This window comes from Clostridium gasigenes (assembly GCF_017348895.1).
GTDB lineage: Bacteria > Bacillota > Clostridia > Clostridiales > Clostridiaceae > Clostridium > Clostridium gasigenes.
This window is the reverse complement of record NZ_CP071376.1, coordinates 1269981-1286450: the sequence shown is the minus strand read 5'-3', so window position 1 is coordinate 1286450 and position 16470 is coordinate 1269981. Positions and strand designations below refer to the sequence as shown.

Genomic DNA, 16470 nt, shown 5'->3' with positions numbered 1-16470 from the left:
ATACTTTGCTTTGCTATAATTAACTTAACTTAAATAATTGTTAGTAATGTTATAATAAATACATTAGTCCCTATTTTAATATTACTTAAGAAAGGTAGCGAAAAATTATGAGCACATTTATGCTTAAGACAAAGCCTTTAAATTTTACTCCAGTAAGTAATATATTTATTGAGAGATATATGCCAAAGGCTCGTGGTGAATTTATTAAAGTCTATTTATTAATGCTTAAATATAATATCTCTGGAGAAATAGGTGTCAGTGCTTCTATAATGGCATCTTCTTTAAATTTATTAGAATCTGATATTATAAATGCCCTTAATCACTGGAATGATGAAGGAGTTTTAAAACTTGTTCCCATCGATAAAATGGGTAACTTTAATATTGAATTCTGTGATTTAAGTAACGATCCTGTTAACAGCTCTAAAGAGATAAACCTATTAGATGCCTTAAACGAGGATAGTACTAAAGGAATGTTAAGAGATATAGAAGGTATTTTAGCTAAACCTCTATCCCCTAAAGAAATGACAACTTATCTTAGTTGGCAAAAAGATTTCAACTTTTCTTCAGAACTTATACTCATTTTAATAGAGTATTGTGTATCTAAAGGAAAAAGTGATTATAGATATATAGAAAAAGTTGCTATGGCATGGCACACTATGAAAATAACAAATATAGAGCAAGCCCAAAACTATATTAGGCAAACTGAAGATAAATGGGTAAAAATCAAACAAATACTTAATTATTTGGGAATTAAAAATATGGAGCTTATGAAACCTCAAGAGGAAATGTTAGAAAAATGGCTTGTAACTTATAATTTCTCAATAGAAATTATTGAGAAAGCTTGTAATATTTGTTTCCAAAGGTTAAATAGAGCTGATTTTAAATATATTGATGGTATTTTATCAAGTTGGAATAAAGATAAATTAAATACTATTGAATCTATTGAAAATAAAGAGGTTGCCTTTAAAAATGCATCAGCTAAGAAAAACTTTAGCAATTCTAATAACGCTGCAAACACAGGAAATACTAAACCACCTCTAAGATTCAATAACTTTGAGGCAAGAGACTATGATTATGATTCTATTGAGAAAAAACTGTTAGGATGGGATAGCGATGATTAAAGGATACCAGAAAGAATTATCAAATATATATGAAAAGCTTAGAACTACAGAGCAACAAAACTTAAAGAAAAGAAGAGATGAAATCTCAAAGAAACACCCTGAAATAATTGAATTAGATACTAAGATACAAAAATTTTGTTTAAATCTTTCCCTAAGTATTTTAAAAGGCACTTTAACAGAAACTGATCTTAATAACCTTAGAGATACTATCACTAATCTTAGAGCTAGAAAATATGAATTGCTAGTATCTAAGGGTTATTCTCAAGAATATCTAAATCTATATTATCACTGCCATAAATGTAAAGATAATGGCTTTATAGGTACAGGTAATTCTAAGTGTTCTTGTTATAAAAATAAATTAATAAAACTATATTACAAAGATTCTGATTTAGAAGACGCTGTTAAGGATAATAATTTTAATAACTTTGATATAAATCTTTATTCAAGTCATAAAATAGCAGATGATAAATATTCACCTAGAAGAAATATGGAAAATATTTTAGAAACAGTAAAGGGTAATTATATTCCAAATTTTAATAATCACGATAATAATTTATTATTCTATGGAAACTCTGGTACTGGAAAAACATTTTTATCTTGGTGTATTTCTAAAGATTTACTAGATGCAGGTTTTTTAGTTGTTTATAAAACTTCTGATGAGCTTATAAAAGGATTAAGAGACATACGTTTTAATAATAATTCTGCCCTTGAGGAATTAATTATTAACTGTGATTTACTAATTATTGATGATTTAGGTGCAGAACAAATAACTGAATTCTCTGCAACAGAACTATTTACACTAATAAATAAGAAGATTCTTAAAAAGAAAAAAATGCTTATATCAACCAATTTAAGTCTTCCTATGATAAGTAAACTTTATAGTGAAAGAATCTATTCTAGGTTAGTTGGAAACTTTAAGTTATGTAAATTTTATGCTGATGATATAAGAATACAAATTAATCTTAAAAAAAAATAATATATTATCTTCTAAAGGACATTCAAATAAATAAAGAATTGATTTGAATTAAGGCATCTTTCAAAAACAACAAGCTACTATGCTAGCCTGTTTTTGGAAGATGCCTTAATCAATTCCTTACTTTCTTATAACTATATAACGAAAAACACCTTAGATAAATCTAAGGTGTTTTATATATATGGAGCTAGTAATAAGACTTAAATCTACAATTTACTAATTATAAATTAGCTACTATATCATTAATCTATCCTATGTACCATATATGAAATTGGCGACTCAGAAGGGACTCGAACCCTCGACCCCCGGCGTGACAGGCCGGTACTCTAACCAACTGAGCTACTAAGCCACATTATGGTGGGAACAACAGGGCTCGAACCTGTGACCCTCTGCTTGTAAGGCAGATGCTCTCCCAGCTGAGCTATGCTCCCGCAATATTGAAAAATGGTGACTCCTAGGGGAATCGAACCCCTGATACCACCGTGAAAGGGTGGTGTCTTAACCGCTTGACCAAGGAGCCATATGGAGCTTTGAACAGGAATCGAACCTGCCACCTGCTGATTACAAGTCAGCTGCTCTACCAGATGAGCTATCAAAGCATAATAGTACTTATTGTTTTAAATTTAAAATGGCGACTCAGAAGGGACTCGAACCCTCGACCCCCGGCGTGACAGGCCGGTACTCTAACCAACTGAGCTACTAAGCCGCATTGTGGTGGGAACAACAGGGCTCGAACCTGTGACCCTCTGCTTGTAAGGCAGATGCTCTCCCAGCTGAGCTATGCTCCCGCAATATTGAAAAATGGTGACTCCTAGGGGAATCGAACCCCTGATACCACCGTGAAAGGGTGGTGTCTTAACCGCTTGACCAAGGAGCCATATTAGGTTTATTAAACGACATTAAAATTTAAATTGGCGACTCAGAAGGGACTCGAACCCTCGACCCCCGGCGTGACAGGCCGGTACTCTAACCAACTGAGCTACTAAGCCGCATTGTGGTGGGAACAACAGGGCTCGAACCTGTGACCCTCTGCTTGTAAGGCAGATGCTCTCCCAGCTGAGCTATGCTCCCGCAATATTTAAAATGGTGACTCCTAGGGGAATCGAACCCCTGATACCACCGTGAAAGGGTGGTGTCTTAACCGCTTGACCAAGGAGCCATGTTTTGTTTTTTTTCTCTTTGCTTGTTAGCACTGAGCACATAAACTATAATACCTAAAATAATAAATAGTGTCAACACTTTTTTAATTATTTATTAATTATTCGTGTATTTATTCTCTTTTTTTTATATTTCATATTAATAACTTATCACCCCTAACCCCTGGTTTTATGCACTCTAACGCCTCGCCATACCTAGATAATGCACCCTCTTTATCTTTTATATTTTTTTGTATTTTTTTTATTTCAAATTTACATAAATCTGAAAATTCTTCTATTTTTATTTCTTCTAAATTTATGTTATATCCAATTTTTTTAAAATTTTGCCCATTTGCGGTAATCTTAATTGGGATATTATTATTTATCACACATATAATTTCTTTATCCCAAATGCCTCTTTTATTTACGGAGTATTTATCTCTTAATAAATTTAATGATTTAAACTCACCTTTTAATTGTCCTTCTATAGTCTCTAATAACATTTTATAAAGCGATATTGATATCCCCCTATTTAATCTTATTTTTAAAAAGTCTCTATTTTTAACTAGAAATTCATCTAATTCAGATTCTGTAATAAATTCAACATCTTCATTTAAAAATAGCTCCATACCTTCTCTATTATGATAAATTACTACAGTTTGATCATAATTCATCCTTTTAACTTTAAATTCTTTATTATAATCACTATTATTTTCATTAGTTACTTTAACTTTCAAAATTATCACCTCAAAAATAGTATTCCTTAGTTTTATAACTTATATTACTATGTTAGAATTTATTTAGGGTATCTAAAAAAATATCAATCTGGGATAAATCCTATATTTTTTTAAGATACTAAATACAAATCTTATATAATTTAAGGAGAAAATTAATTATGATACATCATGATTTAATAATAGTTGGCGGCGGAGCCTCAGGTTTAATTGCTGCAATAGCCGCTAAAGACTTTGGTTTAGATGTAGCTATTTTAGAAGCTACTGATAGAATAGGGAAAAAAATACTAGCTACAGGTAATGGTAGATGTAATATTTCAAACAAAACAATATCTTTTCCTTTCCTTTCTTACCATAGTGAAAATACAGGTTTCTATGCAAAAACCTTATCATCATTTGGTGTTAAAAATACAGAGGAATTCTTTTTATCTTTAGGATTACCTTTAGTAGAATTACAGAATGGAAAAATGTATCCAAAATCATTGCAAGCTTCTTCGGTTGTTGATATTTTAAAATTATCTTTAGATGATAGAAATATTCCGTTATACACAAGTTGTAAATTGAAATCTATCCACAGAAATGAAAACTTTAATTTATCCACAGATAATCAAGAGTATAAGTTATTCACATGTAATAAATTATTATTAGCTTGCGGCGGAAATTCTGCAGTAAAAACAGGTTCTGATGGTTCAGGTTATTATTTATCAAAAACACTAGGACATAAGATGGTTGAACCTTTGCCAAGTATTGTTCAATTAAAATTAGAAAGCCCTTACTTAAAATCATTAACAGGAATAAAGTTTGATGGGTTTGCAAGACTTTTAGTTAATGGCATTGAATCTAGAAAAGAATTTGGCGAAATTCTTTTTACTGACTATGGTATATCAGGGCCACCAATACTTCAAATTTCAGGTTACGCCTCTAAAGCATTATCAAATAAAAAGAAGGTTGAAATTATAGTTGATATGATGCCGACACTTTCTTCTGACGAAGTTGCTAATTTTATAGAAGGGCATTTAGCTATTTTCTGTCACAGATCTATTTCTGATGCATTAATTGGTATTATTAATAAAAAATTAATTCCTACCCTTCTTAAAGAGTCAGGTATTTCAAATATACATACACCTTGCTATGATTTAGACTGGGAAGAAAAACTTAAACTAATTAAACTTTTAAAACATTGGAAGTTTACTTGCACAGGTACTAATGGATTTGCTCAAGCTCAAGTTACTATTGGAGGAATTGATACTAATGATATTAATCCTGAAACTCTTGAGTCCAAATTAATCCCTAATCTATATTTTTCTGGAGAAATTATTGATGTAGATGGTGACTGTGGTGGTTTTAACTTACAATGGGCTTGGAGTTCTGGCTACTGCGCGGCTAAAGCTATCTCAAATAATAATAAATAGAAAATTATAAAAAAAAAGACAGAGTATGATTGGTTAATTAAAACCTAAATACTCTGTCTTTTAACTTCATTAAATATTTATATACATGAATAAATTCTTCTAATCTTCTGATGGCGCAGGGTATTCCTTTTATACAAACCCTAATTTAGTCATGTTCAAAAAAAATACCTTAAGCTAAGGATCACTTGATTTTTCTCCATTCTCCTACTAATGCTGTAATTTTCTTACCTGAAGAGTTCTCCATTTCATGGATGCTAGTTATAGTCCCATCAACTTCTTCTCTTGTTGATGTTGATACACATACTTCTTCTCCATATAAACACTCTTTTTCAAATGTTACCTTAATCCTCTTTAACTCATAATCTTTAACTAATTCTAATGGTAACGTCTCAATAGCCCATTCTATATATTTAGTATTATTTACATGTCTATTTGAATCTATATCACTATATCTTATTTTAAATTCTTTTGAATACATAGCCTCTTCTAATTTTTCTAACCTATCAATTTTAAAATCTTTTCCAAGGTCCCCTTCTATTCCATAAATAACATATTGGTCTGCTGGAACTCTCATAGCTTTTCTCTTATCCGTATTTATTAAGAGAAATATAGCTTGTGCTTCAACTATTTTGTTCTCATTCTCATCATAAATAGTATACTCTCTAGTTGCATAGAATTTTTTAAAACCGCTAGGTTCGGTTACCATTTTTAATTTTTCACCATATTTAGGATATCTATGAACCTTTATATCGTATTTATAGAATACCCATGTCATATTTTTTGAAATTAAATACTCCATTCCTACACCTAACTTTTCTGATTGTTCTGTTCCTATGTCCCCCATAAAGTTAACTATGGTTGTAATAGTTGATTGTAATCTATAATCAACCTCATAATAATGTATTTCATAATCTTTTGAAAACTTCTTCCCCATTTTTTCCTCCTATTTTTTTCTTTTATATAATAATACCATACTCTTTTATATTTTATATATTAGAAATTTGCTTTTCAAACCTAAAAAACACTCTATAGTCTTTTATAAACTATAGAGTGTTTTGGTTTACCTATTTATTTAATGCTTCTAATAAAGCTTCTAAGCTTAATCCATGTACTTGTGCTGCATCTTCTACGCTTTCTGATTGTGCTGATGGACACCCTATGCAGCCCATACCAAAGCTCATTAGTATCTCAGTTGCATTTGGATTTTTACTTATTATTTCACCTATAGTCATTTCTTTAGTAATCATATTTTTCACCCTACCTTTAATTATTTTTTTAATGTACTTATTATATGCACATAATTATATTCCTATAAATTTGAAAAGTCAACTTACTTTATACTAATACTATTCACCACTTTCATATCTTAATATATGCCTTATAATATACTGTTTTTTCTATCCTTATTAGTATTATTCCTTTTCAAATAAAAAATAACCCCTTTAATACAAAATATTAAAAGGGTTATTTAAAAATTCTCGTTTATTCTATAAAATTCACTTCACTAAAACCATCTTGCGGCTCCATATCTTCTATTACTATTATATTGCAAGCTGCTATTAGGAAGCTTTGAACATATACTTGACCTACAATTGCTAGTATAGCTACTATAACTCCTAAAAGAGGAACCATCGCTAATAACACTATTGCTAAGATCGCTAAATTAGTAATACCACTTAATGCAGCACACTTTCCTATCATTGTCCAGAAGCTTCCTTTTTTAAATAATCTAAAAGTTTGTTTAATGGCATCCATAGCTCTTAAATCTTTAGTTATTAACATAGAATTAAATAACATAAACACTGCAGATACTATTACGGCTAATGCAATTAATGTAGGAAATATAATTATCAACCCAATTCCAAATGTTACAGCTGTTAATATGCTGCTTACTATCATTATCACTATATATGCTACAAAAGATATTAATAAAATAAGTAGGTTCATTCCTATTAGGCTCCATTTTTTCTCCCAAACATACTTCATTGAATCTTTCCAACCAGTATCTTGACCCTTGTATCTATCACCTAATACTTTAATTATGATACCATATCCAAAATATGATACAAGCGATACTACCATTACTAATATTGTAAATATTAATAATGGTATAATCATTTTGAAAAATACTAATATTAACTCATTTGGGCTTGACCTATATATTCCCGTTCCAATTATTCCAATTAATGCAAATATTAATGCAACTAATAATCCAATTATCACTAAAAATACAGGTACTAAAAAAATACCAGTTATTTTTAAAATTTCTAAAGCATTGTCCACTACTAATTTAAAAGATTTTGATATTATTTCTCCTAATTTCAACTTTGATTGCGATTTGTTAAATTCCATTTATTAATCCTCCTCTATTTTTATCAATATATTTAAATATATTACATTTTTTATATCTTTATAACAATAAAATACCCAAGACTAAAAAATCTTGGGCTTTTATTAGGCATTTTGAAAAAATAGAAAATCATCTTCTAGTCTATTTTCTTTCAGTCCCCTTATTAAAGTTCTTTTCTTACTCTAATTGTTTGATCTCTTTTTGGACCTACTGAAACTATTGAAATCTTTGTTTCTGTAAGTTCTTCTATTCTCTTTAAATACTTCTTAGCATTTTCAGGTATCTCATCATAGCTTCTTGCATCTGCAATACTATCATCCCAACCATCAAACTCTTCATAAATTGGTTCACATTTAGCTAAATCTTCTAAACTTGCTGGGAAGTAATCTATAACTCTACCTTCAAAGTTATATCCTACACAAACCTTAATCTTTTCTAAGTTTGCTAATGTATCTATTTTAGTTACAACTAATGAAGTTAATCCACATACTCTAACAGTAGTCTTTAATATAACTACATCTAACCAACCACATCTTCTTGATCTACCTGTAGTAGTTCCATATTCATGGCCTTTTTCTCTTATCCACTCACCAGTTGCATCTTCTAATTCAGTTGGGAATGGTCCTTTACCAACCCTTGTAGTATAAGCTTTCGCAATACCTACAACGTTTGTTATCATAGTTGGTCCAACACCTATACCAGTTGAAACTCCACCTGCTGTAGTGTTTGATGACGTTACATATGGATATGTTCCATGATCTATATCAAGAAGCATTCCTTGAGCACCTTCAAATAGTACTGTTTGATTTTTCTTTATTTCATCATATACTCTAACTGAAGTATCTTGAACGAAAGGTCTTAATCTTTCCCCAAGCTTAACATAAGCATTAAATATTTCATCAAAATTTAATGCTTCTCCACCTAATACATTAGTTATATAAGCATTTTTTGATTCTATGTTGAATCTTAGTTTTTCTTCAAAAACTTCAGTATGCAATAAATCACAAACTCTAATTCCACATCTTTCATATTTATCTGTGTAGCAAGGGCCTATTCCCTTACCAGTTGTTCCTATATCATTTTTTCCTCTAGCTTTTTCTTTTAGTATATCTAATGTCTTATGATAAGGCATTATAAGCTGAGCTCTATCACTTACAATAAGTTTTTCTGGTGTAACATTAACACCCTCTCTCTGCAAATAATCTATTTCGCTAAATAAAGCATTTGGATCTACCGCAACTCCATTACCTATAACATTTAATTTATCATCGTGTAATATCCCTGAAGGAATTAGATGAAGTTTATATTGTTTTTCTCCAACTTCAACAGTATGACCTGCATTGTTTCCCCCTTGAAATCTAACTACTACGTTAGCTTCTTCTGCTAAATAATCTGTTAACTTTCCTTTACCTTCGTCTCCCCACTGTGCTCCTAGAACAATAAATGCTGACATTTATGTTTCCTCCTTATTAAAAGACTATTTTAGTCTTAAACTAATAAATTTGAGATATAAAATAATTTAAATCCCACATACTATAGTATCAAAGTAAGGTAAAACTTTCAACTTTTTTTGCGAATATTTTTTTGCTTTTTTTTACTATAATTCGTATAATCATTAAATTTTTAATTTTCAATTACATATTTTCAGATTTATCTGCGCACTTTTCCATAGCACTTATAACAGAATTTCTAAAACCTTGATTTTCTAATTCAATTACAGCTTCTATAGTAGTTCCTCCAGGTGAACAAACCATATCTTTTAATTCTCCTGGATGCTTACCAGTCTCTAAAACAAGCTTTGCTGAGCCTAATACGCTTTGCGATGCCATAGTGTATGCTTTCGCTCTTGGTATTCCAAGTTTAACTGCAGCGTCTGCCATAGCTTCTATAAACATAAACACATAAGCTGGTGAGGATCCACATAATGCTGTAAATGCATGAAAATCTTTTTCCGCCAAAATTTCATACTTACCAAAATTATTATATAAACCACAAACATAATCTAATTCTTCTTGCTTTATTAATTTATTAAAGCAAATTGCCGACATACCTTCCCCAACCATTGCCGGTGTATTCGGCATTGTTTTTATTATTTTAACTTCTTTCCCAAACCACATTTCTACATCCGAAAGTTTAACCCCTGCAGCAATCGTAACTATAATCACATCTTCTTTTACATAATTTGTAATTTCTTTTATCACTGATTTGTACATATTAGGTTTTACTGCTAAAAATAAAACATCTGCAAACTCAGCTACTTCACAATTATTCAAGGTATATTTTATTCCAGTTTCATCTGTTATCTTAACTCCTGATTTCTTTGTTCTAGTAGAAATAAATATATCATTTTTAGTTATTTTTTCATTAGTTAAAAGACCTAAAACCATAGCTTTTCCCATATTACCGCAACCAATAAATCCAATTTTTTTACTCATTTTTTTCCCCCTATTTTATTATAGACTTCTATTTTTATCTTTATTATTAATAATATACATTAACCACCATAACCATCATAGGATAGCTTGTTTCATCTTACACAAACTATTGTTATGTAAGGAGGTTTTTTTATGGTAATTAGAAATTCAAAAAATAAATTTTCTTTATTAAAAAAATCATCTAATGATAATAAACTAAATCAAAACACCTTAGATATTAAAGATAATGTTTTAGTTAATATATTAGATAATCCATATAAATATACTATTTCTATTTACCTTCAAGGATTGCATAAAGATAGTATTGTTTTAAGCTATCTAAACAATTTTCTTGTAATTGATTTTACCTTTAAGGGTAATAAATATTCTTCTTTAAAATATAAAAGAACTTTTTATTTAAAGGATATAGATATAACCCAAACTCAAAATATATGCTTTCCACATTTAATATACATAACCTTACCTAAAAAATTTCAATAAATTATATTTAAAAGAAAAGCTATGCATTTAAGCATAACTTTTTTTTATTCACCATGAACTACGTCTAAATCGGCAAACTTACTATGTGCGCCTATCCAAGCCATTTTAATTGTTCCAACCGGACCATTTCTTTGCTTAGCTATTATACACTCAGCTGTCCCTCTATCTTCTGATTCTTTATTATAATATTCATCCCTATATAAGAACATAACAACATCAGCATCCTGCTCTATAGATCCAGATTCTCTTAAATCTGAAAGCATAGGTCTATGATCTGCTCTTTGTTCTGGAGCACGTGATAATTGTGATAATGCAATAACAGGGCATTCCATTTCTTTTGCCAATGCTTTTATGGATCTAGATATTTCTGATACTTCTTGTTGTCTACTTTCAGTATTACTTCCAGACATTAGTTGCAAATAATCTATAAGTATCATATCTATTCCATGTTCCATTTTAATCTTTCTACATTTCGATCTCATTTCCATTACAGATAACCCTGCAGTATCATCTATATATATTTTAGCTTTTGATAATGGTCCAGTAGCCTTTGCTATTCTTTCCCAATCATCATCTTCTAAATTACCAGTTCTAAGTTTCAACATATCCACCCTTGCTTCAGAACAAAGTAGCTTATAAGCTAATTGTTCTCTTGGCATTTCCAGAGAAAATATAACTACACTTTTACCATGTCTTAAAGCTGCTGTTTCAGCTATATTTAATGCAAAAGTTGTTTTACCCATAGATGGTCTTGCTGCAATTAGAATCATTTCACCCTTTTGAAAACCAGAAGTTTTTTCATCTAAATCTTTTATTCCTGAGCCTACCCCTGTAATTTCACCTTTATTATTAAAAAGTCTTTCTATTTCTAAAAAGCCTCTTTCTAACACACTTGAAAGAACCTCATAATCTCCTGAGTTTTTCTTTTCTGCTATGTCAAAAATTTTCTTTTGAGCGCTATCTAATACTTTATCTACATCATCTTGCCCATTATAACTTTCTTCTATTATTTTAGTTGAGGACTTAATTAATCTTCTAAGTAATGATTTTTCCTCTACTATTTTTATATAGGCACTTAAGTTTGCAGTAGTGGGTACTGATGCACTTAGTTCTGATATATATGTTACACCACCAGATTTTTCTAGCATATCTGTTGATTTTAAATACTCTAATATAGTTAATAAATCAACCGCCATATCTTTTTGGAACATTTCTCTTAAAGCTTTATATAAAGCTTTATGCCTATCTCTATAAAAATCTTCTTCTTTTAACTTCTCTAACACCTTAGAAATAGCACTCTTATCTATTATCATAGATCCGATAACAGACTGTTCCGCCTCTGTACTTTGCGGCAAACTTCTCATAGCTGCAGCTTCCATAATGCACCCCCTCTTAATTTATTTAAATTTATTATATGTAAATAATATCACATATATAGGCCTTTTTATAATTTTTCTCATAAAATTAAGCTTCCTTTTTCAAGGAAGCTTAATTCATTTTACTTCTCAAATACTATCTTTAACAATTCGTCTATATGATCTAATGCAATTACATCTATATCATCTAATCCAAGTGGAATTTCTTTTTCATTAGCTTTTGGAATTGCCACAAGTTTTATGCCTTTTCTTCTTGCTCCATATATTTTTTCAAATATACCTCCTACTGGTTTGATATTACCTCTTAAAGATATTTCCCCGGTAATAGCTATATCTTGTCTTATAGGTTTCTCAAGAAGTGCACTTATTATACATACTGTTATAGCAGCTCCCGCTGAAGGACCATCAATCTTTCCTCCACCAACTACATTTACATGTATATCATAATCTCTAATTTCCTTTTCTGTTATTCTTCTTATAACAGATGCAGCGTTAAAGACTGAATCTTTAGCCATTGAACCTGCAGTATCGTTAAACTTAATAGTTCCAAAGCCTTTCTTTTTAGCTGGGAAAACTACGGCTTCTATTTCTAATGTCGATCCTATGAAACCACTTACTCCTAAGCCATGAACTTGACCTATTTTACTATTATCTATATCTTCTATAATTTCATAAGGTGAATATCTACCAATAGAAATAACCTCTTCTACATCCTTAAGCTTAATTGTATTATCTTCTATTGAGTTATCAGTAGTATATAAAGAGTATCCATAAGCATCAGAAAGGATATTTACAGCCTTTCTACCTTCTATGGTATATCTGCTTATAAATTCCGCAACACCATCTTCTAGCTTTACGTTAAGCTTAGTAGATGCGGTTTCTATTATCCCCTCTATATCCTTTGCTGATAATGGCTCAAAGTACACTTCTGTACATCTTGATCTTAATGCAGAATTTATTTGACTTGGAGCCTTAGTAGTTGCTCCAATTAGAACAAAGTCTGCTGGTGCTCCATTATCAAATAAATATTTTATATACCCTGGTGTATTTTCATCATCTGGATCATAGTATGATGATGAAAATGCAACTCTCTTATCTTCTAAAACTTTTAACAGTTTATTTTGAAGAATATCATCAAGTTCACCAATTTCATCTATAAATAAAACTCCACCATGAGCCTCTGTTACAAGTCCTGTTTTAGGTTCAGGAACTCCTATTTCTGCAAGGTCTTTTTTACTACCTTGGTATATAGGATCATGTACTGATCCTAGTAGTGGATTTGTTATTTCTCTTGGATCCCATCTTAATGTAGTTCCATCAACTTCTATAAATTTAGAATCCTCATCAAAAGGAGTAATTGCTAGCTTCTTTGCAGCCTTTAATGCAAGCCTTGCTGCTGAAGTTTTCCCAACCCCCGGTGGCCCATATAAAAGAATATGTTGAGGATACGGAGATGCCATTTTAGATATAAGTGATTTTATAGCTCTACTTTGACCTATTACTTCATCGAAGTTTTCCGGTCTAAGTAAATTCATAACATTCTTATTTATATTCTTTGCATCTAAAGCTTGAAGCCTTTCCAATTTTACATTAGTTTTTTCACTTTCAGGACCTTTTTGCTTTTTAATTATAGAGACCTTTAAGTCATCCATAAATTTATCTTGTCTTTCTGCTAAAGCTTTCTCTACTTCTGTCTCTATTTTAGTTTGAACATATTTTCTTGCTAAATTCTCTGCTATAAAATATATAGTATCCTCTAACAAATCTTTAACATCTTCTTCTGAAGGAATTGTTTTTACACCCTTTCCATCAGAAGCTATTATATTCAACGCATAAACTCTTTCACATATATTAGCAGAATTTACGTACTTTTGAAGTTTAAATCTTACAGTTCTTGCTCTTATTGCACCTTCATCTAAAATATTTTTAAGTATTTGATGTATAACATTCACTTGTGCATCTAATGATAAATCACTGTTTAGTATATCTTCTAAATTCTTTATTTCATCATATGACTTCAAAACTAATCCCCCTTATTATTGCGTAGCAATAATTACTTTCATCTTTGTAGTTACTTCTGGGTATAATTTAATTTCTATCTCATAAGTACCTGCAATTTTTATTGTATCCATTATAACTTTCTTTTTATCAATTTCTAATTTAAATTTTGCATTTATTAATGTAACTACATCTTTATTAGTAATAGCTCCAAATAATTTGCCCTTATCTCCAACCTTAGCTTTTATTGTTATTTCTTTTCCTTTTAACTCACTAGCTAGTTTTTGAGCTGCTTCTAATTCAGCTAATTTTTTCTTTCTTTCATTTTCTTTTTTCGCATTTAATACATGTAAATTATTATCATTAGCTTGCATAGCTAACTTCTTTGGAAATAGGAAATTTCTTGCATATCCATCTGATGCCTCTATTACATCTCCCTTTTTTCCCATATTCTTAACATCTTGTAATAGTATTACCTTCATGTTACTCACCCATCCTTAATTTTTTTGTTATCGCGTCTTTTAACTGCTCTATAGCACTCTCTATTGTTGTGTTTGTCAGTTTGGTTCCTGCCATATTCATATGACCGCCACCACCCATAGCTTCTAATATTATTTGCACATTTATATCTCCAATAGATCTTCCACTTACTATAATTTCATCATTTATTTTTGCTAAAACAAATGAAACTTTTATTCCTGATATACTTAATAGCTCATCCGCTGATCTTGCTACCATAAAAGATTCTTTTAATCTTTCTGGTGCTACTGCAATTGCTATTCCATCTTCTACCTCTGCGGATCTAATAGTATCAGCAATCATTAAATAATCTTCCAAATCATCAGTAAACATCTTTTTAACCTCTATAGTATCTGCTCCTAAACCTCTTAAAAATGATGCTGCATCAAAGGTCCTTACTCCGGCTTTAAAGGAGAAACCTTTTGTATCCATAAATATACCTGCGAGTAGCCCTTCAGCTTCATTTTTAGATAGCTTTGGTTTTTCTACCATATATTGAATAAGTTCTGTTACCATTTCTGCGGTAGATGATGCATATACCTCTATATATGTTAATATAGCGCCTTCTATAATGTCAGGACTCCTTCTGTGATGATCTATAATAACTTTCCTGTGGGCCTTTTCTACAAAGGCTATTTCCTGAGCATAACTTTTATTGTGAACATCAACTACTATAACTAGTGACTTCTCTGTTAGTTGTTTATTTGCTTCTTCTGATGTTATTAGTAAGTTATTATATCTACTATCTTCTTTAATCTTATTCAAATAATATTCTATTGCATTTATATCATTATTTAAGACTATATTACAAGGCTTCCCTAGTTGTCTTACTACAGACGCTATTCCTATAGCTGAACCAAAGCAGTCCATATCTGGACTCTTATGACCCACAATAAAAACATTGCTACTTTCATAAATTAATCCTTTTAACGCATGAGCTATAACTCTAGCCCTTACTCTTGTTCTTTTTTCAATTTCTCTTGTGTTTCCACCGAAAAATATTATTTTATCATTATTCTTTACTGCGGCTTGATCTCCACCTCTACCTAGTGCTAATTCTTTTGCCGCACTAGCAAAGTTATAATTTTCTTGAGGAGATATTCCACCTCTTCCAATTCCAATACTAAGAGTTACTTCTAATTTATTCCCTCTATCAATCTTAGATATACTCTCTAAAATACTAAATTTACACTTAATTTCTTGATTTATATATTTATCTTGAACCGAAAAAACATATTTATTAGTATCATACTTAGTTATCATAGCCTTAAGTTTGTGTGCATATGCATTTATATCTCTTTCAACTTCTGCCACGAGCATAGGTTTATCTGCATCCAATGTAGTCTCTAGTACTTCTACTAAGTTATCGACCTCAATTAATATAATACTTTCTTTTGTAGAATCAACGCTATTAAACTCGCTCATATTGTTAAAATATACGGCATATATATTATCTTGATACTGTTTATTATTTATACTAACCTCTTGTGAATATACTTTATATAAGTAATTTTCAATTTTAATCTTTTGATAGAAGTCTTTATCACAATCTATTAATCTAGATAATTCTAAACCTGTAGCAACACTAATTATATTTGCTTCGCTTGCATCTTTTTTTAGAATATCTTCAAACTTAGTATTTTTCCATACAATATCTCCAGCTCTATTTATTAAAACCAAAGGAAATATAAGATTTAACATATTCTCACTTATAGCTTCATCTATATTAAATTTCAACTCTTCTATAGAGCTCTTATGCTTACGTTTATTATTAACTCCACTTAAAATAAATAATATATATATAACTATTAGTATAGAACCTAAAAATACATTATCTATATAATAAAAACTTATACAAGCACCAATAAACATTATTGGTGTTATCACAGGCTTAATATTTTCTAGTTCTTTTTTCATAAAAGCCTCCTACAATCAT

The 16470-nt window shown here is 30.3% G+C and carries 14 protein-coding genes and 10 tRNA genes; 4 read left to right on the top strand and 20 right to left on the bottom strand.

Annotated features, from left to right (window positions below; genetic code table 11):
* Window positions 1-107: 107 nt before the first annotated feature.
* Both J1C67_RS06330 and J1C67_RS06325 read left to right on the top strand, forming a co-directional pair.
* Complete coding sequence (locus tag J1C67_RS06330) at window positions 108-1121, top strand: DnaD domain protein (protein ID WP_089972132.1); 1014 nt, start codon at window positions 108-110, stop codon at window positions 1119-1121.
* Window positions 1114-2097, top strand: a complete 984-nt coding sequence (locus J1C67_RS06325; protein ID WP_167867190.1) for an ATP-binding protein — start codon at window positions 1114-1116, stop codon at window positions 2095-2097. Before J1C67_RS06330 ends, J1C67_RS06325 begins: the two co-directional genes overlap by 8 nt.
* 269 nt (window positions 2098-2366) lie before the next feature.
* Here J1C67_RS06325 and J1C67_RS06320 read toward each other — a convergent pair.
* From J1C67_RS06320 to J1C67_RS06270, 11 genes are all read right to left on the bottom strand, one after another.
* Window positions 2367-2443 (bottom strand) — tRNA-Asp (locus tag J1C67_RS06320).
* 6 nt (window positions 2444-2449) lie between these two features.
* A tRNA-Val gene (locus J1C67_RS06315) sits at window positions 2450-2525 on the bottom strand.
* 14 nt (window positions 2526-2539) lie between these two features.
* Window positions 2540-2614 (bottom strand) — tRNA-Glu (locus J1C67_RS06310).
* Between the two features lie 3 nt (window positions 2615-2617).
* A tRNA-Thr gene (locus tag J1C67_RS06305) sits at window positions 2618-2693 on the bottom strand.
* Between the two features lie 30 nt (window positions 2694-2723).
* Window positions 2724-2800: transfer RNA gene (locus J1C67_RS06300), tRNA-Asp, on the bottom strand.
* A gap of 6 nt (window positions 2801-2806) precedes the next feature.
* Window positions 2807-2882: transfer RNA gene (locus tag J1C67_RS06295), tRNA-Val, on the bottom strand.
* 14 nt (window positions 2883-2896) lie between these two features.
* Window positions 2897-2971, bottom strand: a tRNA-Glu gene (locus J1C67_RS06290).
* A gap of 35 nt (window positions 2972-3006) precedes the next feature.
* A tRNA-Asp gene (locus tag J1C67_RS06285) sits at window positions 3007-3083 on the bottom strand.
* A gap of 6 nt (window positions 3084-3089) precedes the next feature.
* Window positions 3090-3165: transfer RNA gene (locus tag J1C67_RS06280), tRNA-Val, on the bottom strand.
* Between the two features lie 13 nt (window positions 3166-3178).
* A tRNA-Glu gene (locus J1C67_RS06275) sits at window positions 3179-3253 on the bottom strand.
* 132 nt (window positions 3254-3385) lie between these two features.
* On the bottom strand, window positions 3386-3976 hold the full coding sequence (locus J1C67_RS06270) for a hypothetical protein (protein ID WP_423738896.1): 591 nt from the start codon (window positions 3974-3976) through the stop codon (window positions 3386-3388).
* Window positions 3977-4125: 149 nt separating this feature from the next.
* On the opposite strand from J1C67_RS06270, the gene J1C67_RS06265 reads away from it, so the two are divergent.
* The gene (locus J1C67_RS06265; RefSeq protein ID WP_167867188.1) at window positions 4126-5376 is read left to right on the top strand and encodes a BaiN/RdsA family NAD(P)/FAD-dependent oxidoreductase; all 1251 of its coding nucleotides are present in this window, start codon (window positions 4126-4128) and stop codon (window positions 5374-5376) included.
* 181 nt (window positions 5377-5557) lie between these two features.
* Here the strand turns inward: J1C67_RS06265 and J1C67_RS06260 are convergent, their stop codons facing one another.
* From J1C67_RS06260 to proC, 5 genes are all read right to left on the bottom strand, one after another.
* Window positions 5558-6310, bottom strand: a complete 753-nt coding sequence (locus tag J1C67_RS06260; protein ID WP_167867187.1) for an acyl-[acyl-carrier-protein] thioesterase — start codon at window positions 6308-6310, stop codon at window positions 5558-5560.
* A gap of 130 nt (window positions 6311-6440) precedes the next feature.
* Entirely contained in the window at window positions 6441-6623 is a 183-nt protein-coding gene (locus J1C67_RS06255; protein WP_089972143.1) for a DUF1858 domain-containing protein, read from the bottom strand.
* 235 nt (window positions 6624-6858) lie between these two features.
* Window positions 6859-7728, bottom strand: coding sequence for a hypothetical protein (locus tag J1C67_RS06250; RefSeq protein WP_167867186.1), 870 nt, complete (start codon window positions 7726-7728; stop codon window positions 6859-6861).
* 161 nt (window positions 7729-7889) lie between these two features.
* Window positions 7890-9179, bottom strand: a complete 1290-nt coding sequence (locus J1C67_RS06245) for an adenylosuccinate synthase (protein WP_167867185.1) — start codon at window positions 9177-9179, stop codon at window positions 7890-7892.
* A gap of 181 nt (window positions 9180-9360) precedes the next feature.
* Entirely contained in the window at window positions 9361-10161 is an 801-nt protein-coding gene (gene proC, locus J1C67_RS06240) for a pyrroline-5-carboxylate reductase (RefSeq protein WP_167867184.1), read from the bottom strand.
* Window positions 10162-10293: 132 nt separating this feature from the next.
* Here proC and J1C67_RS06235 point away from each other — a divergent pair, with 132 nt between their 5' ends.
* Complete coding sequence (locus J1C67_RS06235; protein ID WP_167867183.1) at window positions 10294-10641, top strand: Hsp20/alpha crystallin family protein; 348 nt, start codon at window positions 10294-10296, stop codon at window positions 10639-10641.
* Between the two features lie 44 nt (window positions 10642-10685).
* Here J1C67_RS06235 and J1C67_RS06230 read toward each other — a convergent pair whose 3' ends face one another.
* The 4 genes from J1C67_RS06230 to J1C67_RS06215 all read right to left on the bottom strand — a co-directional run bounded on the left by J1C67_RS06230 (window position 10686) and on the right by J1C67_RS06215 (window position 16451).
* The gene (locus tag J1C67_RS06230; RefSeq protein ID WP_089972154.1) at window positions 10686-12020 is read right to left on the bottom strand and encodes a replicative DNA helicase; all 1335 of its coding nucleotides are present in this window, start codon (window positions 12018-12020) and stop codon (window positions 10686-10688) included.
* 119 nt (window positions 12021-12139) lie between these two features.
* A complete protein-coding gene (lonC, locus tag J1C67_RS06225; RefSeq protein WP_167867182.1) occupies window positions 12140-14038 on the bottom strand; it encodes a Lon family ATP-dependent protease in 1899 nt (632 codons plus the stop codon).
* 15 nt (window positions 14039-14053) lie between these two features.
* Window positions 14054-14497, bottom strand: a complete 444-nt coding sequence (rplI, locus tag J1C67_RS06220; RefSeq protein WP_089972158.1) for a 50S ribosomal protein L9 — start codon at window positions 14495-14497, stop codon at window positions 14054-14056.
* Window position 14498: 1 nt separating this feature from the next.
* A complete protein-coding gene (locus J1C67_RS06215) occupies window positions 14499-16451 on the bottom strand; it encodes a DHH family phosphoesterase (RefSeq protein WP_167867181.1) in 1953 nt (650 codons plus the stop codon).
* Window positions 16452-16470: the final 19 nt, after the last annotated feature.